The sequence below is a fragment of the Nocardioides sp. GCM10023255 genome, assembly GCF_042653125.1.
Lineage (GTDB): Bacteria > Actinomycetota > Actinomycetes > Propionibacteriales > Nocardioidaceae > Nocardioides.
Genome location: NZ_JBHSHU010000003.1, coordinates 565,109 through 592,050 on the forward strand (window position 1 = coordinate 565,109; position 26,942 = coordinate 592,050).

The 26,942-nt window shown below is 71.6% G+C and carries 25 protein-coding genes; 8 read left to right on the top strand and 17 right to left on the bottom strand.

Annotation, left to right across the window (positions count from 1 at the left end):
- Nucleotides 1-25 precede the first annotated feature (25 nt).
- Complete coding sequence (locus ACFO9I_RS06525) at nucleotides 26-1,096, top strand: hypothetical protein (RefSeq protein WP_379178987.1); 1,071 nt, start codon at nucleotides 26-28, stop codon at nucleotides 1,094-1,096.
- A 9-nt stretch (nucleotides 1,097-1,105) separates the two neighbouring features.
- On the opposite strand, the gene ACFO9I_RS06530 is transcribed toward ACFO9I_RS06525, so the two are convergent.
- From ACFO9I_RS06530 to ACFO9I_RS06550, 5 genes are all read right to left on the bottom strand, one after another.
- Entirely contained in the window at nucleotides 1,106-2,194 is a 1,089-nt protein-coding gene (locus tag ACFO9I_RS06530) for a hypothetical protein (RefSeq protein ID WP_379178989.1), read from the bottom strand.
- Nucleotides 2,194-2,388, bottom strand: coding sequence for a DUF6752 domain-containing protein (locus tag ACFO9I_RS06535; protein ID WP_379178991.1), 195 nt, complete (start codon nucleotides 2,386-2,388; stop codon nucleotides 2,194-2,196). Before ACFO9I_RS06535 ends, ACFO9I_RS06530 begins: the two co-directional genes overlap by 1 nt.
- 29 nt (nucleotides 2,389-2,417) lie before the next feature.
- On the bottom strand, nucleotides 2,418-3,947 hold the full coding sequence (locus ACFO9I_RS06540; protein ID WP_379178993.1) for a class I SAM-dependent methyltransferase: 1,530 nt from the start codon (nucleotides 3,945-3,947) through the stop codon (nucleotides 2,418-2,420).
- A gap of 12 nt (nucleotides 3,948-3,959) precedes the next feature.
- Nucleotides 3,960-5,252, bottom strand: a complete 1,293-nt coding sequence (locus ACFO9I_RS06545) for a phospholipase D-like domain-containing protein (protein WP_379178995.1) — start codon at nucleotides 5,250-5,252, stop codon at nucleotides 3,960-3,962.
- Between the two features lie 70 nt (nucleotides 5,253-5,322).
- Nucleotides 5,323-5,739, bottom strand: a complete 417-nt coding sequence (locus ACFO9I_RS06550) for a hypothetical protein (protein ID WP_379178997.1) — start codon at nucleotides 5,737-5,739, stop codon at nucleotides 5,323-5,325.
- 78 nt (nucleotides 5,740-5,817) lie between these two features.
- Here ACFO9I_RS06550 and ACFO9I_RS06555 point away from each other — a divergent pair, with 78 nt between their 5' ends.
- From ACFO9I_RS06555 to ACFO9I_RS06575, 5 genes are read left to right on the top strand one after another with little or no spacing between them, the layout of a single operon-like run.
- Nucleotides 5,818-7,092, top strand: a complete 1,275-nt coding sequence (locus ACFO9I_RS06555) for a magnesium transporter MgtE N-terminal domain-containing protein (protein ID WP_379178999.1) — start codon at nucleotides 5,818-5,820, stop codon at nucleotides 7,090-7,092.
- Nucleotides 7,085-7,603 (top strand): DUF1003 domain-containing protein, encoded by a 519-nt coding sequence (locus ACFO9I_RS06560; RefSeq protein WP_379179001.1) that lies wholly within the window; start codon nucleotides 7,085-7,087, stop codon nucleotides 7,601-7,603. The genes ACFO9I_RS06555 and ACFO9I_RS06560 overlap by 8 nt, the downstream gene beginning before the upstream one ends.
- Nucleotides 7,600-8,613 (top strand): endonuclease/exonuclease/phosphatase family protein, encoded by a 1,014-nt coding sequence (locus ACFO9I_RS06565; protein WP_379179003.1) that lies wholly within the window; start codon nucleotides 7,600-7,602, stop codon nucleotides 8,611-8,613. The genes ACFO9I_RS06560 and ACFO9I_RS06565 overlap by 4 nt, the downstream gene beginning before the upstream one ends.
- A 46-nt stretch (nucleotides 8,614-8,659) precedes the next feature.
- Nucleotides 8,660-9,826: an Mrp/NBP35 family ATP-binding protein gene (locus tag ACFO9I_RS06570; protein ID WP_379179005.1), complete on the top strand. Its 1,167-nt coding sequence runs from the start codon at nucleotides 8,660-8,662 to the stop codon at nucleotides 9,824-9,826.
- A 3-nt stretch (nucleotides 9,827-9,829) separates the two neighbouring features.
- Nucleotides 9,830-10,165, top strand: coding sequence for a sec-independent translocase (locus ACFO9I_RS06575; protein ID WP_379179007.1), 336 nt, complete (start codon nucleotides 9,830-9,832; stop codon nucleotides 10,163-10,165).
- 33 nt (nucleotides 10,166-10,198) lie between these two features.
- Here the strand turns inward: ACFO9I_RS06575 and ACFO9I_RS06580 are convergent, their stop codons facing one another.
- A complete protein-coding gene (locus ACFO9I_RS06580; RefSeq protein ID WP_379179009.1) occupies nucleotides 10,199-10,732 on the bottom strand; it encodes a hypothetical protein in 534 nt (177 codons plus the stop codon).
- A 111-nt stretch (nucleotides 10,733-10,843) separates the two neighbouring features.
- Here ACFO9I_RS06580 and ACFO9I_RS06585 point away from each other — a divergent pair, with 111 nt between their 5' ends.
- The gene (locus tag ACFO9I_RS06585; protein ID WP_379179010.1) at nucleotides 10,844-11,563 is read left to right on the top strand and encodes a LysM peptidoglycan-binding domain-containing protein; all 720 of its coding nucleotides are present in this window, start codon (nucleotides 10,844-10,846) and stop codon (nucleotides 11,561-11,563) included.
- A 23-nt stretch (nucleotides 11,564-11,586) separates the two neighbouring features.
- A complete protein-coding gene (locus tag ACFO9I_RS06590) occupies nucleotides 11,587-12,096 on the top strand; it encodes an Rv3235 family protein (protein ID WP_379179012.1) in 510 nt (169 codons plus the stop codon).
- Nucleotides 12,097-12,148: 52 nt separating this feature from the next.
- Here the strand turns inward: ACFO9I_RS06590 and secA are convergent, their stop codons facing one another.
- The 11 genes from secA to ACFO9I_RS06645 all read right to left on the bottom strand — a co-directional run bounded on the left by secA (nucleotide 12,149) and on the right by ACFO9I_RS06645 (nucleotide 26,928).
- Nucleotides 12,149-14,953, bottom strand: a complete 2,805-nt coding sequence (gene secA, locus ACFO9I_RS06595; protein ID WP_379179014.1) for a preprotein translocase subunit SecA — start codon at nucleotides 14,951-14,953, stop codon at nucleotides 12,149-12,151.
- Between the two features lie 62 nt (nucleotides 14,954-15,015).
- Complete coding sequence (locus ACFO9I_RS06600; protein ID WP_379179016.1) at nucleotides 15,016-16,224, bottom strand: winged helix-turn-helix domain-containing protein; 1,209 nt, start codon at nucleotides 16,222-16,224, stop codon at nucleotides 15,016-15,018.
- Nucleotides 16,225-16,314: 90 nt separating this feature from the next.
- Nucleotides 16,315-16,998, bottom strand: coding sequence for a response regulator (locus ACFO9I_RS06605; protein ID WP_379179018.1), 684 nt, complete (start codon nucleotides 16,996-16,998; stop codon nucleotides 16,315-16,317).
- Between the two features lie 111 nt (nucleotides 16,999-17,109).
- Entirely contained in the window at nucleotides 17,110-17,733 is a 624-nt protein-coding gene (gene hpf / locus ACFO9I_RS06610; protein WP_379179020.1) for a ribosome hibernation-promoting factor, HPF/YfiA family, read from the bottom strand.
- A gap of 378 nt (nucleotides 17,734-18,111) precedes the next feature.
- A complete protein-coding gene (locus ACFO9I_RS06615) occupies nucleotides 18,112-18,861 on the bottom strand; it encodes a ComF family protein (RefSeq protein ID WP_379179022.1) in 750 nt (249 codons plus the stop codon).
- A gap of 76 nt (nucleotides 18,862-18,937) precedes the next feature.
- On the bottom strand, nucleotides 18,938-20,689 hold the full coding sequence (locus tag ACFO9I_RS06620) for an LpqB family beta-propeller domain-containing protein (protein WP_379179024.1): 1,752 nt from the start codon (nucleotides 20,687-20,689) through the stop codon (nucleotides 18,938-18,940).
- Nucleotides 20,686-22,356, bottom strand: a complete 1,671-nt coding sequence (gene mtrB / locus ACFO9I_RS06625; protein WP_379179026.1) for an MtrAB system histidine kinase MtrB — start codon at nucleotides 22,354-22,356, stop codon at nucleotides 20,686-20,688. The genes ACFO9I_RS06620 and mtrB overlap by 4 nt, the downstream gene beginning before the upstream one ends.
- Before the next feature lie 4 nt (nucleotides 22,357-22,360).
- Nucleotides 22,361-23,074 (bottom strand): MtrAB system response regulator MtrA, encoded by a 714-nt coding sequence (mtrA, locus tag ACFO9I_RS06630; RefSeq protein ID WP_379179028.1) that lies wholly within the window; start codon nucleotides 23,072-23,074, stop codon nucleotides 22,361-22,363.
- Nucleotides 23,075-23,185: 111 nt separating this feature from the next.
- Nucleotides 23,186-24,616 carry an adenosylhomocysteinase gene (gene ahcY / locus ACFO9I_RS06635; protein WP_379179030.1) on the bottom strand — a complete coding sequence of 477 codons (1,431 nt, stop codon included), beginning with the start codon at nucleotides 24,614-24,616 and terminating at the stop codon, nucleotides 23,186-23,188.
- Nucleotides 24,617-24,794: 178 nt separating this feature from the next.
- Nucleotides 24,795-25,787, bottom strand: coding sequence for a cation diffusion facilitator family transporter (locus tag ACFO9I_RS06640; RefSeq protein WP_379179032.1), 993 nt, complete (start codon nucleotides 25,785-25,787; stop codon nucleotides 24,795-24,797).
- 10 nt (nucleotides 25,788-25,797) lie between these two features.
- Nucleotides 25,798-26,928 (bottom strand): acyltransferase family protein, encoded by a 1,131-nt coding sequence (locus ACFO9I_RS06645; protein ID WP_379179033.1) that lies wholly within the window; start codon nucleotides 26,926-26,928, stop codon nucleotides 25,798-25,800.
- Nucleotides 26,929-26,942 lie beyond the last annotated feature (14 nt).

Below are 26,942 nucleotides of genomic sequence, written 5' to 3' on the forward strand. Positions count from 1 at the left end.
GCGGGCGTTCGCTAGGCTCCCGGCCATGCTGCTCACGGCCTCCACCATCAGGGACTCCCTGCCCAACGTGCGCCGGTTCGTGGCGGCGAACCTGGCATCCGGGGTGGACCACATGGTCGTGTTCCTGGACGCCCCGAAGGAGGCCGGGCAGCGCGAGGTGCAGGCCGAGCTGGACGCCCACCCCCACGTCACGTGCGTGCCCACGGGACGCTCCGGCTGGTGGCTCGACGACCGGCCCGCCGGCCTGAACGTGCGGCAGCGGATCAACGCGAACGTCGCGCTGCACCTGCTGCGGGACCTCCCCTGGGCCGAGTGGCTCCTGCACATCGACGGGGACGAGGTCGCGTGCGTCGACCCGGCGCTGCTCGCCGAGGTCCCTGCCGGGTCGGGCGCCCTCCGGCTGGCCCCGATGGAGGCCGTCAGCCAGTGGCACGTCGACCAGGTGCCGACCCTGTTCAAGCGGCTGCTCGACGAGCACGACCTCAACCTGCTCTTCACCCTCGGGCTGATCGACAACCCCTCCAACGCGTCGTACTTCCACGGGCACATCAAGGGGAAGTCCGGCGTCCGCCCGGGCTCCGGGCTGCGGCTCACCCTGCACAACGCCGTCGACGCGTCGGGGACCATCGTCGAGGCCCACAGCCACCCGGGGTTGCGGCTGCTCCACTACGACGCCATCTCCGGCGAGGAGTTCGCCCGCAAGTGGATCGCACTGTCCACGGCCGGGCGCGCCCAGTTCCGCCCCAACCGCGGGGTCACCGCGGACGCCCTGAGCGCGCTGGTGAAGAAGGACCTCGGCCCCGAGCTCACGCAGAAGTACCTGCAGCGGATCTACGAGACCACCACGCGCGACGACGTCGAGACGCTCTCCGAGCTCGGGATGCTCGAGACCTGCGACCCGAGCCGGGGCGGGCACGTGCCCCAGCAGCTCACCCCGGAGGCGAGGGCGCAGCTCGACGAGCGGCTCGCGGAGGTGCGGGAGCAGCCGAAGCGCGACTTCCACGCCGTCGAGAGCGCCCAGGGCGACGGGCGGGACCACGGCCGGGGCAACCGGCTGCGGGACCGGCTGCCCGGGGGTGCCCGGCGCACCCGGTGACGGCGAGGGTCAGGCGTCCCGACGGCGCTTCTTGCGCCTGACGATCGAGCGCAGCCCCGACTCGGCGTCCTCCTCGGCCGCCGCGCGGCGGCGCAGGCGGCGTACGTCGCCGAGCATCACCGCGACCAGGTCGAGGGCGACGTCGGCCACCTCGGTGTCGGTGACCGAGTCGGCCGTCCGGCGTTCCTCCAGGTGCTCGGGGACGAGCAGGTGCTCGAGCCGGCCCACCACGTCGAAGGATCCGCCGGCCAGGAGGTCGACCGCGTCGTGCGCGCGGCGCCGGCACTCCTCGATCTGGTCCGGCTCCGGCCAGAAGCGGTCACCGCCGCGCGGGACCAGGCGCTCGTCGGCCAGGAACGTCCGGATGAACACACCCTTGTCGAACGCCTTCTTGAAGCCTTCGAGGCGGGTGTTGATGCGGCGCAGGGCCTCGGCCTCGACGATCCCCATCGAGGTGTTGGGGAAGGACCCGGACAGGTCACAGCTGTCCGGGTCGAAGCCGACGATCCCGGCGAACCGTCGCCAGACGTCGTCCCGGGGCGCCGTCGGGTCCAGCACCAGCACGTGGATGCGCTCGGGCGGCACGGCGGCGCTCCAGCGCTCGAGGACCAGCCTCAGGTCGAGCGTGCGCCAGTTCCAGATGGCGTTGGAGCTCTTGGAGACCTTGCGGGCGTAGTCGGGCAGCGGCACCGTCTCGCCGTTCTTCAGGCTCTCCTGCCAGCTCGCGGCGAACAGGCCGAGCGGCTCGCGCGCCGTCACCACCAGGTGGACCTCCGGGGTCGGCAGCGCCTCGACCATCGCCCGCGCCTGCTTGCGGGAGGCGGCGGCGAAGAACTCGTGGCTGACCAGACCGGTGCCGCTCGACTGCTCCAGCTCGGCGAGCATCCGGGGCCAGGCGGTGCGGTGCTCCTCGGGCGCCGACGCCGCGTGCCGGTCACCTCGCACCGTCCGGGACGCCCACAGGTGGTCGCGTCGTTGGGCGCCGGGGACCACCACCCCCGCCTCGCGGAGCCGGTCCCGGTTGGACCAGATGATGGTCTGCAGGTACGACGTCGCGGTTTTCGGCAACCCGATGTGGACGAAGATCCGTTCGACCACTACATGCTCTCGTGGAATCGGTCGATGGCCGCCTTGATGACCTCCTCGTCGCGAGACGCCATCGGGATCAACAGCTCCTGCACGACGTCGGCGAGCTCGGCGAGCCGGAGGTTGTGCCGCCTCAGCTCGGCCATGTCCGCCTCGAGGTCCTGGACCCGCTGCTCCAGCTGCGCCACCGCTTCGGCACTGGCCACCCTGCGCAGGGGATTTCTGACTGCCACGCTCACCACTCTCCCATGAGTCTCGTCACCGGCGGGCCCTTCTTGACCGGCACCTCGTCCACCTCGACCACGCGCGCCCCGGCCCGCCGGGCCAGCGCGGCCACCCGTTCGGGATCCACGGCGCCCACCGCCCAGGGCAGCTCCCGCACCTGCGCGCCGAGGTGGAAGTCGGCGTACAGCCGACCGCCGCCTCGCAACGCCATGGAGGCGAACCGGACCAGTGACTCCCGCCCGACGATCGAGGTGGCCTCCAGGACGTGGCGGGCCATCATCACCCGGGGCCGGGGGTCGTGCGCCAGCCGCGCGCCCTCGGCGAAGACCGAGCGCCACTCGGTCAGGTTCAGCAGCCGGACGTCGAGGTCGAGGCCCTCGGCCTCGGCCTGAGCGCAGACGGCGCGCAGCGCGCGCGGCACGAAGTCGTACGCCGTGACCTGCAGACCCTGCCTGGCCAGCCAGAGGCTGTCGCGCCCCCGGCCCGCCCCGACGTCGAGGACCTGCGCGCCGGTCTCCTGGGCGCGTTCGCCGACCACACGCGCGAGGCCGGAGAAGCCGTTCGGCAGCTCGCGATCGCCCGCCGCCGCGCGCCGCTGCCAGTGCTTGACCATCGGACGGGTGCCCCGGAACCACTCGTCGAGCGCCCGGACGGTCCGCTCGGGAGTCGAGAACTGGAACGCCGGGTCGGGAACCGACCAGCTCGGCCCGTACATCGCCTCGAGCAGCTTCTCCGGGCGAGCGGGGACCGGCATCTCCCGGCCCTCGAGCCGGCACGTCGTCAGCGGGTGCAGCCACGCGGGGTCGAAGTCGACGCCCACCTCACCCATCAGGTAGAGCCGATGTCCGTCCATGAAGCCGCCGAAGACGTCGAGGCCGCGGATGACGCCGTCCTCCTCGGGGACCTCGATCTTGAAGGCGAGGCCGCTGTAGCGCGACGTGCGCCACCCGAGCTCGGTGATCGCGCGCTGGAGACGGAACGACTCGCGGATCACGTCCACCGGGCAGGTGAACTCGCTGACGTAGCCGACGTCGGCGTCGGAGTCGTGGCCCAGGACGGCGCCCTCGCGCACGGCACCCAGGAGCGTGCCGTAGGCCAGGAACGGCCGCACTCCGGCCTCGGCCAGGGCGCCGAGCACGACCTCGACGGCGTCGACGAGGGCTGCGACGTCCGCGCTGCTCCGGGTCGCGAACGTCGGGACCATCCGTCCGGACTTGTCGATGCCCAGCTCCACGCCCCGCGCGTCGACGAAGCGGATCTCGTCGACGCCCTCCCCGAACGTCACGTGCTCGTCGAAGAGCACCTCTCCGGTGGCCGAGTCCTGCACGACCACCCGGGCGTGACCGTCGAGGTACTTGGCCATCGAGCGTGGCCAGGCGGCCAGCCGGGTCAGGCCGGTCGTCGACCGCACGGTGTCGCGGCGCGTCCAGAACGACCACACCCGGTGGCCGCCGAACAGCACGTCGACGACGCGCTCCTTGCCGGCCCACACGAGGATCCCGCGGTCATCCACCCGGCGTACGCGGGCACTGCGATCCACCACGGGTCGTGCTCAGTCCATGTCCACGTGTGCGAACGGGTCCACCGCGGGGCGGCGGGCGAGCAGCTCGCCGTCCTGGCCCTCGACCACGTAGTCGGTGCCACGGCCGAAGATCAGCTTGCTGGAGGTGCTGGGGAAGTTGTCGTACCAGTAGTTGATGTGGGCCTGGTACTTCAACGTCGTGCCCTTGCGGTGGTAGATCGCGACGTTCTCGTCGCTCATCTTGCTGTTGCCGGACAGGTTCGCCGAGCCGTTCAGCGTGACGTAGCCGGACCTGTCGCCGCCGACGTGGCCCACGATCGACATCGCCTTGAGGTGGAAGTAGTTGTCGAACTGGCCGTCCCCGTTGGCGTCCTGGACCAGGTGGCGCAGCGGGACCGGCCCGCGGCCGCTGGGGTCGCGGAGCATGCGCGCGATGTCCTTGCCGAGCACGGTGTAGCCGATCTTGATGTCACAGCCGTCCTGCCACAGCGAGCGCAGCTTGCGGCCCAGCTTCATGCCCCGGTCCTCGCGGATGACGTCGGGCGCGAGGCGCAGGACCGTCCGGTTGTTCGGCGTGTTGGTCGCGCGGTGGCAGCGGACCTGGTTGAGCAGCTGCATCACCGGGTCGCCGACGTGCTTGCCGGTGTCCGGGAAGAACATCAGCCGGGTGCTGCCGAAGGTCCGGGAGATGAAGGGGGGCTTGACCGGCTTGTCCTGGGCGGCCTGCTTGAACACGTTCACCGCGTAGCGGTACATCTTGCGCTGCCCCACGTGGGTGACCATGTCGTTCCACTGGTTGCGCGCCGAGGCCACCGTGTAGTTGGCCGACCCCTGCATCACGACCCGCTTCGCCTTGCCCGAGTGCGAGAACAGGTAGAACTTCGAGTGCGCCACCCCGTGCTGGCCGCGGCAGGAGCCCGCGCAGATCCGCGCCCAGCTGTGCCGGCTCGGCTTGCGGTTCTTGTTGCCCGCCTTCAGCCCGGCACGCAGCCGCTTGAACGGCCGGTTGTCGATCTCGGTGAGGTTGCCCTTCGCCATGATCAGCTGCACGCGGACGCCGCGGCGCTGCGCGCGCAGCAAGGCGTCGGTCCCGGTGCGCGTCAGGAAGTTCCAGCTGAAGATCCGGATGTTGCTGCCCTGCGGCGAGGAGTTGATCGTCCGGGTGATCTTGTTGAAGATCGCGTTCTGGACCGGGGCGGTGCCCAACGGGCTGTTGAACGTCACGCCCGGGGCCGGTGTGAACTTGTCCGCTGCCACGGCACCTTCAGCCGGGACGGACAGCCCGAGACAGATCATGAGCACGACGAACAGCCTGGCGGTCATGGATAGCTTTCCCCTCGATCATCTGGTCACGCTCGTCAACGCCGGTCACGGACCGGGCAAGCGGTGGAGCTCAGCCGCGACAGATCGCGACCGCTGCACGGTACCCGCGATCCTTGTCGAGCACCGATTCGGTCTCGTGGATCTGGCCGTGCAACACGGCGTAGAAGTGGTCCCCGTAGCGGATCATCCCCTGGCCCGACGAACACCCGAGCGTGTCCTTGGCGACGTACTGGCCATCGTCCACGCAGCCCTTGTACGTCGCGGGCAGGGTCGCGCCGTCCTTCCAGACGGCGGCGCACCGCGGCCCCGACGGTGCGGTGGAGTCGGTGGTGGCGGGCTCGCTCGGGCTGGCAGCGCTCGAGGAGCTGCTCGGGGAGGTGCCCGCGTCCACGGCAGTGTCCGAGTCGTCGCCGCAGGCGGCCAGCGTCCCGGCGAGCGCCATGGCCAGCACCGACATGGAGATCGCCTGCCCGGCCAGTGAACGCATGCGAGCAGTATAGGTGGGGCGGCCTGCGCGGGCCGGGATCCGGCGTGTTCGCCCACGTGGTCCCGGTAGCGTGACCCCGTGACCACCGCCCCCATCCGCGTCTACGCCGCCCGCCTCGTCGGGCTGCCGATCTTCGACCCCCTGGGCGACCAGGTCGGGAAGGTCCGCGACCTGGTGGCGGCGGTGCGCTCGGAGGTCAACCAGCCGCGGGTCCTCGGCCTGGTGGCCGAGGTCTTCGGCCGGCGCCGGATCTTCGTGCCGATGACCCGGGTCACCAACATCGACAGCGGTCAGGTCTACACGACCGGCCTGCTCAACATGCGCCGCTTCGAGCAGCGCTCCACCGAGACGCTCGTGATCGGCGAGATGCTCGACCGCACGGTGCGCATCCCCAGCATCGGCGTGACCGGCACCGTCTACGACGTGGGCATGGAGCAGGCGCGCAACCGCGACTGGGTCCTGTCCCGGGTCGCGGTGCAGGAGCCGGCCAAGGCGCTGCGCCGGCGGGGCCAGACCCACGTCGTCGAGTGGCGCGACGTCGAGGGGCTCATCGGCCGCGAGGAGTCGCAGGGGGCGACCCACCTGATCGCCGCCCTGAACGAGATGCGCCCCGCCGACGCGGCCAGCATGATCCACGACCTGCCGGTGGAGCGGCGTACCGCCGTGGTGGCGGCGCTCGACGACGAGCGGCTCGCGGACGTGCTGGAGGAGCTGCCGGAGGAGGACCAGGTGGAGATCCTCGAGCACCTCGACTCCGAGCGGGCGGCCGACATCCTCGAGGAGATGTCCCCGGACGACGCGGCCGACCTGATCGCGGACCTGCCGCCCGCCACCGCGGCCACGCTGCTGGAGCTGATGGAGCCCGACGAGGCCGAGGACGTCCGCAGGCTGATGTCCTACGCCGAGCACACGGCCGGCGCGATGATGACCCCCGAGCCCGTGATCCTGGGGCCCGACGCCACGATCGCCGACGCCCTGGCCCACGTGCGCAACCCCGACCTCCCGGTCTCGTTGGCCGCCATGGTCTTCGTCTGCCGGCAGCCCCTCGAGCCGCCGACCGGCAAGTTCCTCGGCGTCGCCCACATCCAGCGGCTGCTGCGCGAGCCCCCGTCCACCCTGGTGGCCGGCGCCCTGGACGACTCGATGGCACCGCTGCGCCCCTCGGCGTCGATCGAGCAGGTCGCGGCGCACCTCGCGACGTACAACCTCGTCGCGGCCCCCGTGGTGGACGACAACGGCCGGCTCCTCGGTGCCGTGACCGTCGACGACCTCCTCGACCACATGCTGCCGGAGAACTGGCGCGAGCAGGCGCTGCGGCCGGGTGACGCCCGTCCGGGGGCGAGCCGTGGCTGAGGCACGCGCGCCGCGAGCGCGGCTCGACCAGCCCAAGGAGGCGCGCCGGTCGCTGGTGCGCCGGCCGGCGTACGACTCCGACGCCTTCGGCGTCTTCGCCGAGCAGTTCGCCCGGTTCATGGGGACCGCCCGGTTCCTGCTCTACATGACGGGCTTCGTGCTGATCTGGGTGGGCTGGAACCTGCTCGCGCCCGAGAGCGTCCGTTTCGACGACTACCCCTTCATCTTCCTCACCCTGATGCTCAGCCTGCAGGCGTCGTACGCCGCGCCCCTCATCCTGCTCGCGCAGAACCGCCAGGAGTCGCGGGACAAGGTGATCGCCGAGCAGGACCGACAGGCGAACACCCGGGCCCACGCCGACATGGAGTTCCTCGCCCGCGAGGTGGCCTCGCTGCGGATGTCGGTCGGCGAGATGGCGACCCGGGACTTCCTCCGCTCGGAGCTCCGCTCGCTGCTGGCCGAGCTGGACGACCGGTCCCGCGCCGAGGCGACCCGCCCGGGTGACGAGTGAGCGCACCGGACGAGCCAGACGTCGCCCAGCGGCGCACGGTCGTGGTGCTGGCCGTCGTCGCCGTCCTCATCGTGACGCTGGCGGCGGTCCACCGGCAACGGACCTCCGCTGACGACGACGCCCCCGCGTCTCGAGCAGGTGCCACCCCGGCACCGACCCCCCGGGTCCCCGGTCCCGCGCCCCAGGCGATCCTGCCTGCTCCCGCCCCGAGCAGCCCGGGGCGGGGTCCCGACCAGTGCGTCCGCTTCGACGGCACGAAGGGTCTCGCGGTCACGACGTTCAACATCCACTCCGGGCTGGCCGACGGCCGGCTCCGCCTCGACGACCTCGCGCAGGCCGTCGAGTCGTGGGACTCCGGCCTGGTGCTGCTCCAGGAGGTGTCCCGCAACCGCGGCCGGGTGAGGAACGTGGACGAACCCGCCGCGTTGGAGGCCGGTCTCGGCATGCACGCGGCCTTCGGCGTCAACGACCACCCGGCCGACGGCGGCGACTACGGCGTGATGACCCTGTCCCGCTACCCGATCGTGTCCTCGCGCAACACCTTGCTGCCCACGGCGCCGGGCGCCCAGCAACGCGGGCTGCTGCGCACCGTCGTCGACTTCGGGGGGACCCGGATCGCGGTCTACAACACCCACCTGCAGGACGGGTACTTCCCGCTGCGTCTGCGGCAGATGCGCGCGATCACCCGGATCCTGGCCCGCGAGGACCTGCCGGTCATCCTGGGCGGCGACCTGAACACCGTCCCGGGCTCGCCCGTGATCGGCATGACCCGCCCGCTGCTCTCGGACTCGTTCGCCGAGGTGGGGAAGGGCGAGGGGGCGACGATCCCGGCGTTCCGGCCCCGCATCCGCATCGACTACCTGCTGCACTCGCCCCGGCTGGTGCCCCTGGAGTCCCGGGTGATGCCCCTGACCGCCTCCGACCACCGGGCCGTGCGCAGCGTCTTCAGGCTTCCCGACGACATCCGCGTCTGCGTGCCCGCGGTCGCGCTCCACGCAGCCGGACGCTGACACCGCGGGGCCGGCGCTGGAGCCCACCGCATAGACTCGGGGCATCATGACTACCCCCCTTCTCGACCGGATCCACGCGGCACTGGCCACCGTCAACGACCCCGAGATCAAGCGTCCGATCACCGACCTCGGCATGGTGGACTCGGTGGAGATCGACGGCGATGGCGTCGTGCACCTCACCGTGCTGCTGACCGTCGCCGGCTGCCCGCTCAAGGACACGATCAACCGCGACGTCACCGCCGCGGTGACCCGGGTCGAGGGCGTCACCGGGGTCGACCTCCAGCTCGGCGTCATGACCGCCGAGCAGCGCGCGGGCCTCCAGGAGATGCTCCGCGGTGGCCAGGCGCAGCGCGAGATCCCCTTCGCCCAGCCGGGCAACCTCACCAAGGTCTTCGCCATCGCCAGCGGCAAGGGAGGCGTCGGCAAGTCGTCGGTGACCGTGAACCTCGCCCTCGCCATGGCCAAGCAGGGACTCAAGGTCGGCGTGGTCGACGCCGACATCTACGGGCACTCCGTCCCGGCCATGCTCGGCGTGGCCGACTCCCGCCCGACCCAGGTCGACGACCTGATCATGCCGGTCCCCACCGCCAGCGGCGTCTCGGTCATCTCCATCGGGATGCTCAAGCCGCGTCGCGACCAGGTGGTCGCCTGGCGTGGCCCGATGCTGGACCGAGCCCTCGTGCAGATGCTCGCCGACGTCTACTGGGGCGACCTCGACGTCCTGCTGCTCGACCTGCCGCCCGGCACCGGCGACGTCGCCATCTCCCTGGGCCAGCACCTGCCCGGCGCCGAGGTCGTGGTCGTCACGACGCCCCAGGAGGCCGCGGCCGAGGTCGCGGAGCGCGCCGGCACGATGGCCTCGATGATGCACCAGCGGGTCGCGGGCGTCGTGGAGAACATGAGCTTCCTGCTCTGCCCGCACTGCTCCGAGTCCGGGGAGCCGGATCACCGGCTCGAGATCTTCGGCAGCGGGGGCGGCGACCGGGTCGCCGCCACGCTCTCGGAGCGCTTCGGCTACTCCGTGCCGGTCCTGGGCCGGGTGCCGCTCGACACCTCGCTGCGCGAGGGCGGCGACGTCGGCAAGCCGATCGTGGACGCCGACCCGACCGCGCCGGCGGCCGCCGTGCTGATCGAGGTGGCCGGCCAGCTCTCGGGTCGCAGCCGCGGGCTGGCCGGGATGCAGCTCGGGCTCACCCCCACCAGTAAGTTCTGACCCGTGTTCGGGGTCGGTCTGCCGGAGTTCGCGGTCATCGCGTTCGTGGCCGTGCTGGTGTTCGGCCCCGACAAGCTCCCCGAGCTGGCCCGCCAGGCCGGCCAGATGGTGCGCAAGGCCCGCAACCTCGCCAACGCCGCCCGTGACGAGCTGCGCGACGAGCTCGGGCCCGAGTACGCCGACCTCGAGCTGCGCGACCTCGACCCCCGCACGATCGTGCGCAAGCACATCGTCGAGGCGATGGAGGAGGCCGACCGCGACGAGGTCACTCCCCGCCGGCGCGGGCTGCGCCCCCTCGAGGCCGGCGAGCTCCCGCCGTACGACGCCGACGCGACCTGACCGGGCGGGGCCGCGCGACCCGGGGGCGGGGGGTCAGTCGCGGCTCTGGACCGCGGCCAGGGCGGTGAAGGCGAACAGCTGCACCCGCCCCTCCCCCACGCTCGCCTCGACGAAGTCGGCACCGACCCGACGCAGCACCGCCTCGTGACGGCCTCCGTCGACCAGGTGCAGCAGGCAGCGCTCGCCGGCGCCCGCGACCCGGCGCAGGGCGGACCCCAGGCCCAGCTTCGTCACCGGTGACCAGGCCACCTCCGGCACCGACCTCTCCGACGCGCCGAGGACCCGGGTGACCGCGTCGGTGCGCACCACCCAGTCCTGCGCGCTCCCGCGCAGCAGGCACCAGCCCGTGCCGACCCGTTCCAGCACGCCCCTGACGGTCCCTGCCCCGAGCAGGTCCAGCGCCACCTCGTGGTCCAACGAGGCCATCAGTCGGCTGGCGAGCGTGACGTGGTGGTACTCCGCCCGGCTCCGGTCGGCCAGCTCGGGGCCGCGGTCGGCGTCGTAGAGCGCCTCGGCCTGCTGCTCGAGGTCGTCGAACAGGGCGAACAGCTCTTCCTCCCACGCCATGGGCCGACCCTGTCACGCGCATCGCCGCCTGACCACTGTGGATGAACCGTTGACCACGAAAGTAAAGAAGCGTGTACTGAAGCAAACGTAAGCAAACGCAAGGATCTCGGGATGAACGATCGGTGCGACGCGCCGCCGGCACGCTGCCTGGCCGTGTGGCTGACGGTCACGGCGGGGGTGGCGGGAGCCGGCTGGCTCCTCACCCCGGACCTCGTCGGGCTCGCGCACGCCGCCGGCGCCGGAGGGCTCGCCTCCCAGCCGTTCACCCGGCTGCTGGAGTGGTCGTGCGCCCTCGCCGCCGCGCTGGCGACGTCGTGGCTGTGGCTCGTCACCGGCGTGGTCGCGCTGCACGCCGCCCGCGGTGCCCGCGCCGAGCCGCTCCGGGGCGTCCCCACCCCCGTACGCCGCCTGCTGCTGACCGCCTGCGGGGTCGCCCTGACCGGCGGGCTCACCTCGACCGCCCTGGCCTCCCCCTCCCTCGCCACGCCGGGGGCCCTGCACCGGGACCGCACCGGAGCGACCGCCGCCGCCCTGCTCCAGGGCCTTCCCCTCCCCGACCGGCCCACCGGCGGCCTGCCCGGGGGCGGCCGGATCACCTCCGCGACCGCTCACCCGCCCGGGCCCGCCCGGGTCGGGGGACAGGTCACGGTGCGGGTCGGCGACTCGCTGTGGCGGATCGCCGAGCGGACCCTCCCCCCGGACTCCTCCGACGCCGCCGTCGAGGCCTGCTGGCAGCGGATCTACGCGCTCAACCGCGCGGTGATCGGCTCCGACCCGGACCTGGTCCGGCCGGGCACGACCCTCCGACTCCCCCGCCCCCTGAACCGATGAGTCCACACCGAGAGGAGCACCCCATGACACCGTCCCGCGAGAACGTCGTACCCCTCCGCGTCCCGGTGCCCGTGGACAGCATCCAGGGCACCCTCGCGCTCGACCTGCAGCCCCGCCACGACCCGCCCGTCCCCGGCCGGGCTCCCTGCCGGGTGGCCGGCGACGTCATCCCGATCGACCAGGCGGTGCGGCGCCAGGTCGAGGAGTGGGCCCGGCGCTACGCCCAGGCCGCGGTGGAGATCGTCGGCGGCGACCGCCCGGTCTCCCAGCTGCTGCGCTGGTCGAGCCGCGACGTCTACCTCGACCTGCACCGGCGGGCGCTGCTGGTGGCCCGGGCCGGTCAGCACCTGCCGGGTCAGGGACGCGTGCAGCCCGTGCGACCCCAGGTCCGCGGTGTGCACACCTGCTTCCTCTCCCGGCGGGCGGTCGAGGTCAGCGTGCACGTGCGCTACGGGCAGCGCTCGCGCGCGCTGGCCGCGCGCTTCGAGCTCCGCTCCGGCCGTTGGCAGTGCACGGCGCTGGAGTTCGCGTGAGACGGACCAGGGCGGTGACCGGAGGTCACCGCCCTGGTCCACGCGTGGTGGTCTACGAGATCCGCGCCGTCAGTCCGGTCGGGCCGCCGGGGCGACCGTGGCACAGCTTGAACTTCTTGCCGGAGCCGCAGGGGCACTTGTCGTTGCGCCCCACGCCGGCGAACTCGTCCTCGGCAGCCGCCGCGGCCTTCACCTCGACCTCGCCGTCCTCGCTGGGAGCGGAGTAGGCGAGGTTGGTGGGCTGCTGCGGGCGCTCGAGGCCCTTGGCCCTGATGTGCGGAGCCTCGTGGCCCGGCGTGCCCGGGACCGGCTGGCGCATCGGCTCGACGACCTCCTCGAGCTCCTCGACCTCCTCCTCGGCCTCCACCTGGATTTCGAGGTTGAACAGGAAGCCGACCGCCTCCTCCTTGATGCCGTCCATCATCGCGGCGAACATGTCGAAGCCCTCGCGCTGGTACTCGACCAGCGGGTCACGCTGCGAGTAGGCGCGCAGGTAGATGCCCTCGCGGAGGTAGTCCATCTCGTAGAGGTGCTCGCGCCACTTGCGGTCGAGGACGGAGAGGATCACGCGCCGCTCGAGCTCGCGCATCACCTCCTCGCCGATCTCCTGCTCGCGTCGGTCGTAGGCCTCGTGGGCGTCCTTTCGGATCGCCTCGATGACCTCGTCGGCCTCGAGGTTGGCGCGACCGCCCGCCTGCTTCTCGAGCACGGCGGCGTCGACCGAGATCGGGTAGATCTGGCGCAGCGCCGTCCACAGCGCCTCGAGGTCCCACTCCTCCGCGAACTCCTGGGTGGCGCCGGTGACGTAGCCGGTCACGACGTCGTCGATGAAGGTGCGGATCTGCTCCTGCAGGTCGGCGCCCTCGAGGACCCGTCGACGCTCGGCGTAGATCACCTTGCGCTGGCGGTCCATCACGTCGTCGTACTTCAGGACGTTCTTGCGGGACTCGAAGTTCTGCGACTCGACCTGGCCCTGGGCGTTGGCGATCGCGTTCGTGACCCGCTTGTTCTCGATGGGGACGTCGTCGGGGATCTTGAGGACCTGGAGAACCCGGTCGACCCAGTCGGACTTGAACAGGCGCATCAGCTCGTCCTGCAGCGACAGGTAGAACCGCGACTCGCCCGGGTCGCCCTGACGTCCGGAGCGACCGCGCAGCTGGTTGTCGATGCGGCGGGACTCGTGGCGCTCGGTGCCGACGACGTAGAGGCCGCCGAGCTCCTTGACCTCGTCGTGCTCGGCCGCGACCTGGGCCTTGATCTTCTCGACCATGCCCGGCCAGGCGGCTTCGTACTCGGCCGCGGTCTCGCCCGCGGGCTCGAGGCCCTGCGCGCGCAGCTCCTGGTCGGCGAGGAAGTCGACCGAGCCGCCGAGCATGATGTCGGTGCCTCGACCGGCCATGTTGGTGGCCACGGTGACGGCGCCCTTGTGGCCGGCCTGCGCGACGATCTTGGCCTCGTTGGCGTGCACCTTGGCGTTCAGCACGGAGTGCGGGATCCCGCGCTTCTTCAGCAGCTGGGAGAGGTGCTCGGACTTCTCGACCGACACCGTGCCGACCAGGACCGGCTGGCCCTTCTGGTGGCGCTCGGCGATGTCGTCGGCGACGGCGTCGTACTTCGCCTCCTCGGTGCGGTAGACGAGGTCGGCCTGGTCGATGCGGGCCAGCGGCTTGTTGGTCGGGATCGGCACCACGCCGAGCTTGTAGATCTTGTCGAACTCCGAGGCCTCGGTCATGGCCGTACCGGTCATGCCGGAGAGCTTCTCGTAGAGGCGGAAGTAGTTCTGCAGCGTGACGGTGGCGAGGGTCTGGTACTCCTCGCGGACCTGCACGCCCTCCTTGGCCTCGATCGCCTGGTGCAGGCCGTCGTTGTAGCGGCGGCCGACCAGCATGCGGCCGGTGTGCTCGTCGACGATGAGCACCTCGCCGTCCATGACGACGTACTCCTTGTCGTTGCGGAACAGCTCCTTGGCCTTGATGGAGTTGTTCAGGAACGAGATGAGCGGGGTGTTGGCCGACTCGTAGAGGTTCTCGATGCCGAGGTGGTCCTCGACCTTGGTGATGCCGGGCTCGAGGACCGAGATCGTGCGCTTCTTCTCGTCGACCTCGTAGTCCACGTCCTTGACCAGGGTGCGGGCGATCCTCGCGAACTCGTCGTACCAGCGGACCTCGTCCTGCGTGGGGCCGCTGATGATCAGCGGGGTGCGTGCCTCGTCGATCAGGATCGAGTCGACCTCGTCGACCACGGCGAAGTGGTGACCGCGCTGGACGCACTCCTCGATGGAGCCGGCCATGTTGTCGCGCAGGTAGTCGAAGCCGAGCTCGTTGTTGGTGCCGTAGGTGATGTCGCAGGCGTAGGCGACCCGCCGCTGGGCAGGGGTCATCTCCGGCAGGATCACCCCCGTCTCGAGGCCGAGGAAGTGGTGGATCCGGCCCATCATCTCGGACTGGTACTTGGCCAGGTAGTCGTTGACCGTGACCACGTGGACGCCCTTGCCGGTGAGCGCGTTGAGGTACGACGGCAGCGTGGCGACGAGGGTCTTGCCCTCACCGGTCTTCATCTCGGCGATGTTGCCGAGGTGGAGCGCGGCGCCACCCATGACCTGCACGTCGAAGGGGCGCATGCCGGTGACCCGCTTGGCCGCCTCGCGCACCGTGGCGAACGCCTCCGGCATCAGGTCGTCGAGGGCCTCGCCGTTGGCGAGCCGCTCCTTGAACTCCGCGGTCATGCCCCGGAGCTCGGCGTCGCTCATCGCGACGAAGTCGTCCTCGATGGCGTTGACGGCCTGCGCGACGGCCTCGAGCTGGCGCAGGATCTTCCCTTCGCCGATGCGGAGGATCTTGTCAAGAATGGCAGGCACGACGGTGTAACTCCCTGATCAGTTGAGTGCTGCGCCACTCTACCCAGCGCGTCGAGCGGACCCTAACCGAATGCCGCACGAGCCCCGGTCAGGTCCCCCAGCTGCGGAGCCAGGTCGCCGCGCGGCTCGACCGTGACGTCGTCGAGCCCCAGCCAGCCGGCGAGGACCCGCAGCTCCGCCGCGAGCTCGCTCGCCGTCTCCGGGGGCGCCCCGGCCTCGGCGTACGCCGCCTTGACCTGCAGGCGTCCGGCCTTCCGGTCGGCCTTGAGGTCGACCCTGGCGACGATCCGGTCGCCGAGGAGGAACGGGAGCACGTAGTAGCCGTGCACACGCTGGTCGGCGGGCACGTAGATCTCGATGCGGTAGCGGAAGTCGAAGAGCCGCTCGGTGCGCTCCCGCTCCCAGACCAGCGGGTCGAAGGGGCTGAGCAGGGCGCGGGCCCGCACCCGTCGCGGGACGCGGGCGTCGCGGTGCAGGTAGGCGGGGCGCCTCCACCCGTCGATCGTGACCGGCAGCAGCTCTCCCTCCTCCACCAGCTCGGCGATGGCGGGCCCGGCGTGGCGGACGTGCATCCGGTAGTAGTCGCGCAGGCACTGGGCGGTGGCGACGCCGTGCGACCGGGCCGCCCGACGCACGAGCTCGCGGCTGGCCTCGGCCGGCGACGGCGTCTCGCGGGCCAGGACCTCGGCGGGGATCACGCGCTCGGGCAGGTCGTAGAGCACCTCGAACTGGCTGTTGCGCCCGGCGATGGCGAGGTCGCCGACCGTGTAGAGGTAGTCGAGGACGCGGCGGGTCCTGGACCAGTTCCAGCCCCAGTGCTCCTTGGTGCGGGGCAGCCCGTCGTCGAGGTCGCGTGCGGTCGAGGGGCCCGCGTCACGGACCTCGTCGACCAGCCGCTTCTCGAGCTCCGGGTCCTCCTCGACGATCCCCCACTTGCCCCGCTTGGCACGGTGCTCGTCCATCCGGTGCTGCATCACCGGCCACAGCTCCACGGGCATGAACGCCTGGACGTGCGCCCAGTACTCGACGATCCGGCGCGGCCGCTGCTCGGCCGCCCGCCGCAGCAGGTCGACGTCGTAGGGGCCCATCCGGGAGTACAGCGGCATGTAGTGGGCGCGCTGCAGCACGTTGACGGAGTCGACCTGCAGCACGCCCGTGCGCTCGAGGGTGCGCTGGAAGGTGCGCATCGTGGGCACCGCGTGCCGCTTGTCGAGGAACCCCTGGGCCGCCAGCGCGACGCGGCGCGCCTGGGCGGTGCTCAGCGACTGCATGGCGGGAGGGTACGCAACACCACCGACACCCCGTCGCCACCGGGTTCGGCCGTCGAGCGACGACAACGCAGCGAGCGTGCGTGCCGGACGTCAGGGAAGGTCGAGGAGCTTCTCGCGGACCGCGTACATGACCGCCTCCATGCGGGAGTGGAGCTGGAGCTTCTCGAGGATGTTGCGGACGTGGTTCTTGACCGTGTTCTCGCTGATGAACAGCTGCTTGGCGATCTCGCGGTTGTTCAGGCCCTTGGCCACCAGCCGCAGCACCTCGAGCTCGCGCTCGGTGAGCCGGAGGCCGGGCACGTGGTCGCGCTCGGGGCGCGACATCTGCTTGAACTCGTCGATGAGCTTGACCGCCATCGACGGGCTGATCAGCGACTGGCCGTCGGCGACCACCCGGACCGCCTGCGCGACCTCGTCGATGGAGGAGTCCTTGAGCAGGTAGCCCGAGGCACCGCTCTTGACCGCCTCGTAGAGGTCGGCCTCCTCGTCGGAGACCGTGAGCATGATGATCTTGGCCGACGGGACGGCGTCCTTGATGGCCAGGCAGGCCTCGATCCCCGACCGCTTCGGCATCCGGATGTCGAGGAGGACCACGTCGGGCGCGGAGGTCGCCGCCAGGTCGGTGCCCTCGATGCCGTCGCCGGCCTCGCCGATGACCTCGATCCCCGGTTCGACGGCGAGCAGCATGGTCAGCCCCCGCCGGAACAGCTCCTGGTCATCGACCACGAGGACGCGGATCGGCTCCGGCTCTGCCTCGATCTCGTGTTCCGCCACCTGCGCATCATGGCACGTGTGGGTGGCTCTTGGGACCCACCCGAGGCCGGGAACGACGAACGGGGTGGCCCGATCGGGCCACCCCGCCGCCTCGCAGGCGTCAGGAACGCGTCATTCGGCGGCGCCGAGATCCAGCGAGATGACGCCGTAGTCGTAGCCGCGCCGACGGTAGACGACCGCCGGACGGTCGTTCTCCTTGTCGACGAACAGGTAGAAGTCGTGGCCGACCAGCTCCATCTCGTAGAGGGCCTGGTCGAGGGTCATCGGGCTCGCCGGGTGGGTCTTCTCCCGGACCACCAGCGGTCCGTCACCGGTGACGGCGATCGGCCCGACCTGGCGCTCGGTCACCGTCTCGTCCTCGCTGGTCTCGAGGCCCGCCACCGGGGCGTCCGCGAGCGCCTGCCCCACGGAGACCGGGGCGTGCCGGCCACGGTGCACCCGGCGCCGGTCCGCGGCCCGGCGCATCTGCGCAGCCATCTTGTCGAGGGCCAGGTCGAGGGCACCCATCTTGTCCTCGGCGGCTGCCTCGGCCCTGATCACCGGTCCCTTGGAGAACGCGGTCAGCTCGAGCCGGACGGCGCGGTCGTGCTGGCGCGGGTTGCGCTCGCACTCCACCTCCACCTGGACCCGCATGATGCGGTGGTCGTGCTTCTCGAGTCGCGACAGCTTCTCCGCGACATGACTCCGGAACCGCTCGGACAGCTCACAGTGTCGACCCGTGACCACAACTTCCATGGGAACCTCCCGTTGCTTGGTTGGTTTCTTCTAGCTCCCGCGCACACCTCTCGGTGGGCAGGCCGAGGCACGGGTCCGGAAGGACCCGCGACCCGGAGTTGAAGGAGCCCGTCCGGCCGACCTGGTCTTCGACCCCACAATCGCCTGCTGAGGGGTTCGCAGCTTCTCTGCCACTACTGCCCTTCTCCCGCCGACCGTCGTGTCTGACGACGGGGACGAGGCAGGACTTACGACTAAGCCGCACCGTGATCGGCTCTCGAGGAGAGCCTTACGTGGACCGTTTCGCCTGCGACTGGCATCGGCTAGCCGTCCTGACACCCCGGACCGGGGCGCCCTGACGACGCAACCACGGACCCGGACGGACTCCATGTAGAGACGCTAGTGGGTGTTCGGTCCGGGCGAAACCCTGGGTCCTGAAGATTCGCCGAGACCGCGGGTCCGGGGCGGCAGACGGCGGCGGGTGGCCGCCACCACCGCCACGCGCGTCACCTCCAGCCCCACGGACTCCAGCGCACGCTGGGCCTCCCGCGCCGTCGCGCCGGTGGTGAGCACGTCGTCGCAGACCACGAACCTGGCCCGCGGCCGACGCCTCCCGACCCGCCGCAGTGCCGGGGACGGGCAGCACATGGACCCGGCCAGGTTCGCCGCCCGCGCGCCGGCGTCGAGGCCGGCCTGGTCGACCACGCCGGGCCGGGTGCGCAGCAGCCGCTGCGTCACGACGTCATGGCCGGCCGTGCGGAGCACGGCGGCCGCCCGGGCCGTCAGCGCGTACGTCGGGTCGTAGCCACGCGCCCGGACGCTCGCCGGCCGCGACGGGACCGGGACCAGCACGAGCGGTCCCGTCGGAGGGCCGGCCGCCACCGCGCGGGCCAGCAGCAGCGCGAGGTTGCGCCGCAGCGCCAGCAGCCGGTGCTCCTTGTGCCCGACGACCATCGACCTCACGACGCCGGCGTACTCCGCGGCCGCCCACGGGGTGGCCAGGCCGGCCGGCGCCGGGCTCGGCCAGGCGACGGCCGCGCCCTCGGGCAGCGCCGCCTCGCAACCGCCGCACAGGACCCGTCCCGGACGGGAGCACCCGACGCACCGCGCGCCGAGCAGCAGGTCGGCCGCAGCGTCGAGGGAGCGCACCCGTCGATGACAGCAGGCCGTGACCGCCGGCTCAAGCACGAGCAGGGCTCGCTGTGGACGACGGTCGCGGTGTCGGTCAGCCCACGTAGCCGATGGCCGTGACCCCCGGGTCGAGCTTCGCGCTGCCGCGCTCGGAGTAGGACAGGTCGATCAGGCTCGAGCCGGTCACGGCGTACAGGCTCTGCGAGGGGACCGGCGAGCCGGCCAGCGAGCGCACGTCCCCGCGCAGGGTGGTCGCCAGGCTGTCCGCGCCCGAGGGCGACCCGTCCACGGCGATGGTGCGGACCTGGGAGAGGTTGTCGGTGAGCTCGTGCAGCACCGCGACCGTCGTGGGCGTGCGCCAGGCGATGTCGCGGATCCGCAGGCGCTCGCCGCCCTCCCAGGCGATCCGGTGGGCGCGGGTCGCCCCCAGCACCCGGCCCTGCTCGTCGTGGCGGATCCTGCTGACCACGAGGGCGTCGCCGGACCGACGGTGCTCCACCGCGACGAGGCGGGACCCGTCGCGCGACACCAGGAAGCTCTTGACCGAGCGGCCGCTGAGGCCCGGCACGCGCACCGAGGTGGGCCCCCCGCCCTCGACGTACGAGACCTGCGCGCCGCCCGGCGCCCGGTCCACCAACCAGATCCGGTCCGCGAAGTCCCACGCCGGAGTCAGCAGGTTGCTGGCCGAGCTGACCACCTGGCGCACCTCGTCGGTCGCGCCGCCCACCGGGGCCACCAGGACCGAGTCCCCTTCCCCGGAGACGCCGGCCGCCTGGGTCGCGTCGAGGTTGACCGCGACCGAGCGGAGACCGTACTGGGTCCCCCCGAGCGGCCCGTCGACGGCCGACAACGCGCCCGCCTCCCCGGCGACGAGCAGTCCGTGACGCAGGCCGTAGAGCTGCGAGCTCGCGGCGAACCCGCCGGGGTCGTACGCCGCCCCCTGGTCCACGGCGACCTCGCTGACCCCGCCGGGGAGCTGGATCTGCTGGCCCCCGATCGAGACGCGCAGGGCGCTGATCGCGGGCTCCTGGCGCAGCGTCCAGGCGAGCTGGGCCATCATCAGCGTGACGGCCTGGGCGGTCTGCGGGCCGGCATCCCCCTTGAGCGAGATGTCGGCGACCCCGCCCGCGGACACGGGGACGGAGAGCCCGAAGGTCAGGCCGGGCGGGATGAAGCTCCGCGAGACCCGGGCGAGGTCGGCGCGCGGTCCACGGAGCAGGCCCTTGATGAGGGCCGTGGCCAGCTGCTCGCCCCGGGGCACGAACACCGGCTCCGGGACCAGCACCTGGGCGGTCGGCTCGAAGAAGTAGAGCGACACCTCACGGAAGCGCTGCGCGAACCAGGGCTCGGGCACGATCAGGGCGTTGGGGGCCGAGGCGATGCGGTACTCGCCGTTCTCGACCGTCATCGGGAACTGCAGGTTGTGCGCCCCCCGCGGGAGGGGACCCCGCCAGGCGCCGCGTGCGTCGAGGTGGTCCGCCCCGGTCAGCTGGACCGACACCCGCGAGCCCCGGGTCAGGCGCGGGGGCGCTGCGTCGGCGTAGGTGATGGTGCTGCGCTCGGGGTTCCAGGAGGCCTGGGCGCCCTTGGCGAGGAACTGCTTGGCCACGTTGGTCTGGATCGGGGTGGCGGTCATCGCGTCGAGGAAGCCCTTGACGATGTCGGCGGCCGAGGCGCCCTTCTCCGGCGGGCGCGGGTCGATGTAGATCCCGGGCTCGTCGTTGAGCGCACCTCCGGACCGGGTCTCGACGACGGGGCCGCTCTCGGGCATGCGCACGCAGCCCGACACAGCCGGCGCCAGGGTCACCACCAGGGCGAGGAGGAGGGCAGCGGGTCGACGGCTCACGGGACGGTCTCCTCCGCGTCGATGTCGCCCGTCTCGACCTCGTCGGCCGTGACGTCGGCGTCGGCGGGCACCAGCGGGAGCGGGCTCTGGCGCAGCGGCACGCCGGCCCGGCGCGGCAGGGTCAGACGGAACTGGGCGCCCCGTCCGGGCCGCCCCCATGCCTGGAGCCAGCCGCCGTGGAGGTGGGCGTCCTCCATCGAGATCGACAGTCCCAGCCCGGTGCCGCCGCTGGTCCGCGCCCGCGCCGGGTCGGCCCGCCAGAAGCGGTTGAACACCATGGCGGCCTCCCCCGGCGCCAGCCCCACGCCGTAGTCGCGCACCGCGATGGCGGCGGAGTGCTCGTCCCCGGCGACGTTCACCACGATCTCGGCGCCGCGGTCGCTGCTCTCCGCGTGGTCGATGGCGTTGGTGACCAGGTTGCGCACGATCCGCTCGACGCGGCGTACGTCGGCCTCCGCGAGGCACGGGTGGTCCGGGTCGCGGACGACCACGCGCACCCCGCGCTGGTCGGCCAGCACCCGGGTGCGCTCGACGACGCGGTGGGCGACGTCGACGAGGTTGACGTCCTCGGCCTCGAGCACGGCCGCGCCCGCGTCGAACCGGCTGATCTCGAGCAGGTCGCTCAGCAGGGTCTCGAAGCGGTCCAGCTCGGTCTGCAGCAGCTCGGCGGCCCGGGCCGTGGCCGGGTCGAAGTCCTCGCGGGCGTCGTGCAGCACGTCGCTCGCCATCCGCACGGTCGTCAGCGGCGTGCGCAGCTCGTGGGACACGTCGGAGACGAAGCGGCGCTGCACCCGGCTCAGCTCCTCGAGCTGGCGGATCTGCCGCTGCAGGTTGCTCGCCATCTGGTTGAACGAGGTGGCCAGGCGGGCCAGGTCGTCCTCGCCGGAGACCTGGAGCCGCTCCTGCAGCTGCCCCGCCGCCAGCCGCTCGGCGACCCGTCTGGCCATCCGGACCGGGGCCACCACCTGGCGCGTCACGAGCCAGGTCATCCCCGCCACCAGTACCAGCAGCAGGACCGCGGCGGTCAGCAGCGCACGGGTGACGAGCGCCAGGGTCTCCTGCTCCTCGTCGAGCGGGAAGAGGTAGTAGAGCGTGTACGTCGCGCCGTCCGAGGGCAGCTTGACCTGCGAGCCGACCACGATGCCGGGCTCGTCGGTGACCGAGCCGTCGGTGCCGGTGAGCCGGATCCTGGTGTAGGTCCAGGCCGTGGGCGCGTTCTTGTCGAAGTGGGCCTCGAGCGAGGTCGGCACGCTGGAGGTGTCCAGGCCCGGCGTCGACTCGGCCCCGCCGTCGGCGATCCGGCCGCCGTCACCGACCGGGCCGGCGAGCACGACGCTGAAGCCGCGGGTGGAGGCCCGCTGGATGATGGGCTCGACCAGGTCGCGCTGCTGCGAGGCCGAGTCGATGTCGGTGCCGGGCGCGGCGGCGAGCCGGGTGCGCGCCTCCGTCGTCTCGTTGTTGGCCTCGGCGACCACCGCCGCCACCCGGTGGTCCAGCATGCCCTCGCGGGTCTGCTGCAGCAGGAACCAGCCGACGATGCTCACGACCACGGCCGACAGCACCACCGTGCTCGCGACGACCCGGGCCTGGATCGACTGTCGCCAGAAGGTGAGGCCTCTCCGGAGGCCCGAGGGGAGGCCGCGCTGCGGCAGGGCACCGGAGGACACGGGATCAGGCGTTCCCGGCCTTGTACCCCACGCCACGCACGGTCACGACGATCTCGGGGTTCTCGGGGTCGTGCTCGACCTTGGAGCGCAGCCGCTGCACGTGCACGTTGACCAGCCGGGTGTCGGCGGCGTGCCGGTAGCCCCACACCTGCTCGAGCAGCACCTCTCGGGTGAACACCTGCCAGGGCTTGCGGGCCAGGCACACCAGGAGGTCGAACTCCAGGGGGGTCAGGCTGATCGGAGTCCCGCGGCGGGTGACCGAGTGCCCCGCCACGTCGATGGTCAGGTCGCCGATGGTGAGCGACTCGTGCGTGGGCGCCTCGTTGCGACGGACCCGCGCCCGGATCCGGGCGACGAGCTCCTTGGGCTTGAACGGCTTGACGACGTAGTCGTCCGCGCCCGACTCCAGGCCGACCACCACGTCGACGGTGTCGCCCTTGGCCGTGAGCATCACGATCGGCACGCCCGACTCGGCGCGGATCTCCTTGCACACGTCGATGCCGTCCCGGCCCGGGAGCATCAGGTCCAGGAGGACGAGGTCGGGCCGGTAGTCGCGGAACTCGTCCATGGCGAGGTCACCGCGCGTGCACATCCGGCTGTCGAAACCCTCCTGGCGCAGCACGATGGTGAGCATCTCCGCGAGGGAGGCGTCGTCGTCGACGACCAGGATGCGTCCCTTCCAGGCGTTGTCTGCCGAAGGGCCAGCGGGCTGGGTCATGGCTCAATCTTGCCAGCCGCCCGGCGGGATCGTGGCAGGAGACGGCAACGAGGCCGCCCGCGCGCTGCGCGGACGGCCTCGTCGGGATCCCGGATCGAGCCGGGTCGTGGATCAGTAGCGGTACTCGTCGGACTTGTACGGCCCGGCGACGTCGACGCCGAGGTAGGCGGCCTGCTCGTCGCTCAGGGTGGTGAGCTTGACGCCCAGCGAGGCGAGGTGGAGGCGGGCGACCTCCTCGTCGAGGTGCTTGGGCAGCACGTAGACGCCGACGGGGTACTCCTCGGGCTTGGTGAAGAGCTCGACCTGGGCCAGCACCTGGTTGGTGAACGAGTTCGACATCACGAACGACGGGTGGCCGGTCGCGTTGCCGAGGTTCATCAGGCGGCCCTCGGACAGGACGATGATCGAGGTGCCGGTGGGGAAGGTCCACACGTCGACCTGCGGCTTGACCGTCTTGCGGACGACGCCGTCGTACGACTCGAGGCCGGCCATGTCGATCTCGTTGTCGAAGTGGCCGATGTTGCCCAGGATCGCCTGGTGCTTCATCTTCGCCATCTGCTCGACGGTGACGACGTCCTTGTTGCCGGTCGCGGTGATGATGATGTCGGCGACGTCGAGCACGTTGTCGAGGGTGTCGACCTGGTAGCCGTCCATCGCGGCCTGCAGCGCGCAGATCGGGTCGATCTCGGTGACGATGACCCGGGCACCCTGGCCGCGCAGCGACTCGGCGCAGCCCTTGCCGACGTCGCCGTAGCCGCAGACGACCGCGACCTTGCCGCCGATCAGGACGTCGGTGGCGCGGTTGATGCCGTCGATGAGCGAGTGGCGGCAGCCGTACTTGTTGTCGAACTTCGACTTGGTGACCGAGTCGTTGACGTTGATGGCCGGGAAGAGCAGCGAGCCTTCCTTCATCATGTCGTAGAGCCGGTGGACACCGGTGGTGGTCTCCTCGGTCACGCCCTTGATCTCGTTGGCGATCTTGGTCCACCGGTCGTCGCTCTCGGCGAGCGAGGCCTGGAGCACCTCGAAGACGACCTTCTGCTCGTGGCTCTTGGCGGTGGCCGGGTCGGGGGCCTTGCCCGACTTCTCGGCCTCGACCCCGAGGTGGACGAGCATGGTGGCGTCACCACCGTCGTCGAGGATCATGTTGGCGAACGTGCCCGCGGGCCACTGGAGGATCTGCTGGGTGCACCACCAGTACTCCTCCAGGCTCTCGCCCTTCCAGGCGAAGACCGGGACGCCCTGCGGGTCGTCCGGGGTGCCGTTGGGGCCCACGACCACGGCGGCGGCCGCGTGGTCCTGGGTCGAGAAGATGTTGCAGGAGGCCCAGCGGACCTCGGCACCGAGCGCGACCAGCGTCTCGATCAGCACCGCCGTCTGGATCGTCATGTGCAGCGAGCCGGCGATGCGGGCACCGGCGAGCGGCTTGGAGTCGCCGTAGCGGGCGCGCATGGCCATCAGGCCCGGCATCTCGTGCTCGGCGAGCTGGATCTCGGTGCGGCCGTAGTCGGCCAGGCTGAGGTCGGCGACCTTGTAGTCCATGAACTGCCCCCTGTGTCCGGGTGTCTCGTGGCTGTGCCATCGAGATTAGAACGCCGGGTCGCAGGTTGCAGAATCCTCGACGCCTCCGGCTCCGGACACGGAGCGGGCACGTGCGTGCCCGCGGCCTCTGCGCGATGCGCCGTCCGGGTCCTTGCTCGGGGCCCTGCCCGGGGCCCGGTCAGTGCGCGGCGGGCGCCGGCGGCTCGGGGCGCTCGGCGGGGACGTAGTCGCTGCGGTAGATGTCCGGCTCGAGGTAGATGACCTGCGCCGTCGGCTCGGCCGCGCGCACGGCCTGCTCGGCCCGGTCGATGGCCTCGGCCACCACGTCGGCGGTGGCGCCCGCCGGCACGCCGATCTTCGCCGCGACCAGGAGCTCCTCGGGGCCGAGGTGCATCGTCTTCATGTGGATGATCCGCTCGACCCCGTCGGTCGCCTGCAGGGCGTCGGCGATCCGGCGCTGCGCGGGCAGGCTCGCGGACTCCCCCAGCAGCAGGCTCTTGGTCTCCAGGCCCAGCACCACGGCGACCGCCACCAGCAGCAGGCCGATCAGGGCGGTGCCGATCACGTCGTAGTAGAGGTTCTCGGTGACCAGCGAGAGCACGACCGCCACGAAGGCGAAGCCGAGTCCGACCAGCGCGGCGAAGTCCTCGAGCAGGATCACCGGCAGCTCGGGCTGCTTGGCCCGCCGGATGAACTGCGGGAACGTGGCGGCGCCCTTGATCTTGTTGGTCTCCGCGATCGCGGTCCGGAACGAGAGCCCCTCGAGGACGATCGCGATGCCCAGCACCAGCGGCGGCACCCACCACCAGCGGCTGTCGAGGATGGAGTCGGCCGGGTGCCCGTGCGCGGCGTGGATCTCGTGGTACTTGTGGTACGCCTCGTACAGCGCGAACAGCCCGCCCACGCTGAACAGCACGATGGACACGATGAACGAGTAGACGTATCGCTCGCGGCCGTAGCCGAACGGGTGCTGCGGGGTGGCGTCCTTCTGGGCCTTCTTCCCGCCGAGCAGGAGCAGGACCTGGTTCCCCGAGTCGGCCACGGAGTGGATCGCCTCGGCGAGCATCGAGCTCACCCCGGTCAGGAAGAACGCGACGAACTTCGTGACCGCGATGCCCAGGTTCGCGAACAGCGCCGCGACGACCGCCTTGGTTCCACCCTCTGCCGACATGCGCGGAAGGCTATCGGGTCAGCCCCGTCCCGTGGCCGCCGAGTGCCTCGGGCTTCGCGACCGCGGCCACCACCTCCGGTGCCTCGCCGGTGGCGACCTCCGCGCTCACGGCGGTGAGCTCGACCGCGTGGAGGACCCGGTGCTCGGCCGAGCCGAACGGGTCGACCGCCAGGTCGAGACGACGCGCCAGCGGGCTCCAGGCCAGGCCCAGCGCGAGGCCCACCGCGCCCACCGTCGTGAGCACCAGCGCCACCGCCGCGTGGTCCTCGGCCCAACCCGGGTAGCCGGCGTACGAGAAGGACTTCACGACGAAGCCGTGGAACAGGTAGACCACGAGGGTCCAGGTGCCCATCGTGGTGAACCAGCCGCGCACCCGGGGCACCAGCGCGAAGAACGACCAGGCGCCCAGCGTGCCGACCACGAGCAGCACCGCCCGCGTGACGAACGCGCGGGTGTCGCTGACGTCGAGCTCGCCGTAGGTCGAGCGGTAGTAGAGCCACTCGGTCTGCGCCCAGGTGTCGGTCCACGTGGTCAGCACCAGGATCGCGAGCAGCACGACCACCGCCGCGACCTGGGACGGCCGGCGCCGCAGCAGCTCGAGGCGCTCGGGCGTGGCCTTGAGGCCCATCACGAAGAACGGCAGCAGGCCCAGGACCCGGGCCATGTCGAGCGTGTCCCCGGCCCGCAGGCCCGCGACGATGCTGATCGCGACGGCCACCGCCAGGCCGCCCCACATCGGCTTGAAGATCGGCGTCATCAGCCGCCAGAAGAACAGCGCCGAGAGGTACCACATCGGCCAGTGCGGGTCCTGGAACAGGCCGGCCAGCTCCTCGCCCCCGACGTAGATGCGGAACAGCGCGAGCGCGAGCTCGAAGACCAGGTAGGGAACGACGACACCCTTGAAGAGTCCCCACATCCGTCGCGAGGTCCAGGTGAACGACCGGGAGAGGTAGCCGGTGACGAAGACGAACGCCGGCACGTGCCACGCGTACAGGAAGTCGTAGAGGTGGTCGACGACCACGTTGTGCGGGAGCAGCGTCCAGGAGTGGCCGACGACCACCAGGGTCACCAGGGCCATCTTGGCGTTGTCGAACCAGGGGTCGCGGGCGCGCTTGGATGCGGCAGGAGTCGGGGAAGCCACGTCGAGTTCCTACC

What these genes read in the sequence shown, in the direction of transcription:
- mtrA (WP_379179028.1), bottom strand. Translation starts at nt 23,074, where the DNA reads ATGACCCAGCCCGCTGGCCCTTCGGCAGACAACGCCTGGAAGGGACGC.
- ACFO9I_RS06590 (WP_379179012.1), top strand. Translation starts at nt 11,587, where the DNA reads ATGACACCGTCCCGCGAGAACGTCGTACCCCTCCGCGTCCCGGTGCCC.
- ACFO9I_RS06580 (WP_379179009.1), bottom strand. Translation starts at nt 10,732, where the DNA reads ATGGCGTGGGAGGAAGAGCTGTTCGCCCTGTTCGACGACCTCGAGCAG.
- ACFO9I_RS06525 (WP_379178987.1), top strand. Translation starts at nt 26, where the DNA reads ATGCTGCTCACGGCCTCCACCATCAGGGACTCCCTGCCCAACGTGCGC.
- hpf (WP_379179020.1), bottom strand. Translation starts at nt 17,733, where the DNA reads ATGGAAGTTGTGGTCACGGGTCGACACTGTGAGCTGTCCGAGCGGTTC.
- ahcY (WP_379179030.1), bottom strand. Translation starts at nt 24,616, where the DNA reads ATGGACTACAAGGTCGCCGACCTCAGCCTGGCCGACTACGGCCGCACC.
- ACFO9I_RS06545 (WP_379178995.1), bottom strand. Translation starts at nt 5,252, where the DNA reads ATGACCGCCAGGCTGTTCGTCGTGCTCATGATCTGTCTCGGGCTGTCC.
- ACFO9I_RS06550 (WP_379178997.1), bottom strand. Translation starts at nt 5,739, where the DNA reads ATGCGTTCACTGGCCGGGCAGGCGATCTCCATGTCGGTGCTGGCCATG.
- ACFO9I_RS06570 (WP_379179005.1), top strand. Translation starts at nt 8,660, where the DNA reads ATGACTACCCCCCTTCTCGACCGGATCCACGCGGCACTGGCCACCGTC.
- ACFO9I_RS06600 (WP_379179016.1), bottom strand. Translation starts at nt 16,224, where the DNA reads ATGCAGTCGCTGAGCACCGCCCAGGCGCGCCGCGTCGCGCTGGCGGCC.
- ACFO9I_RS06585 (WP_379179010.1), top strand. Translation starts at nt 10,844, where the DNA reads ATGAACGATCGGTGCGACGCGCCGCCGGCACGCTGCCTGGCCGTGTGG.
- ACFO9I_RS06640 (WP_379179032.1), bottom strand. Translation starts at nt 25,787, where the DNA reads ATGTCGGCAGAGGGTGGAACCAAGGCGGTCGTCGCGGCGCTGTTCGCG.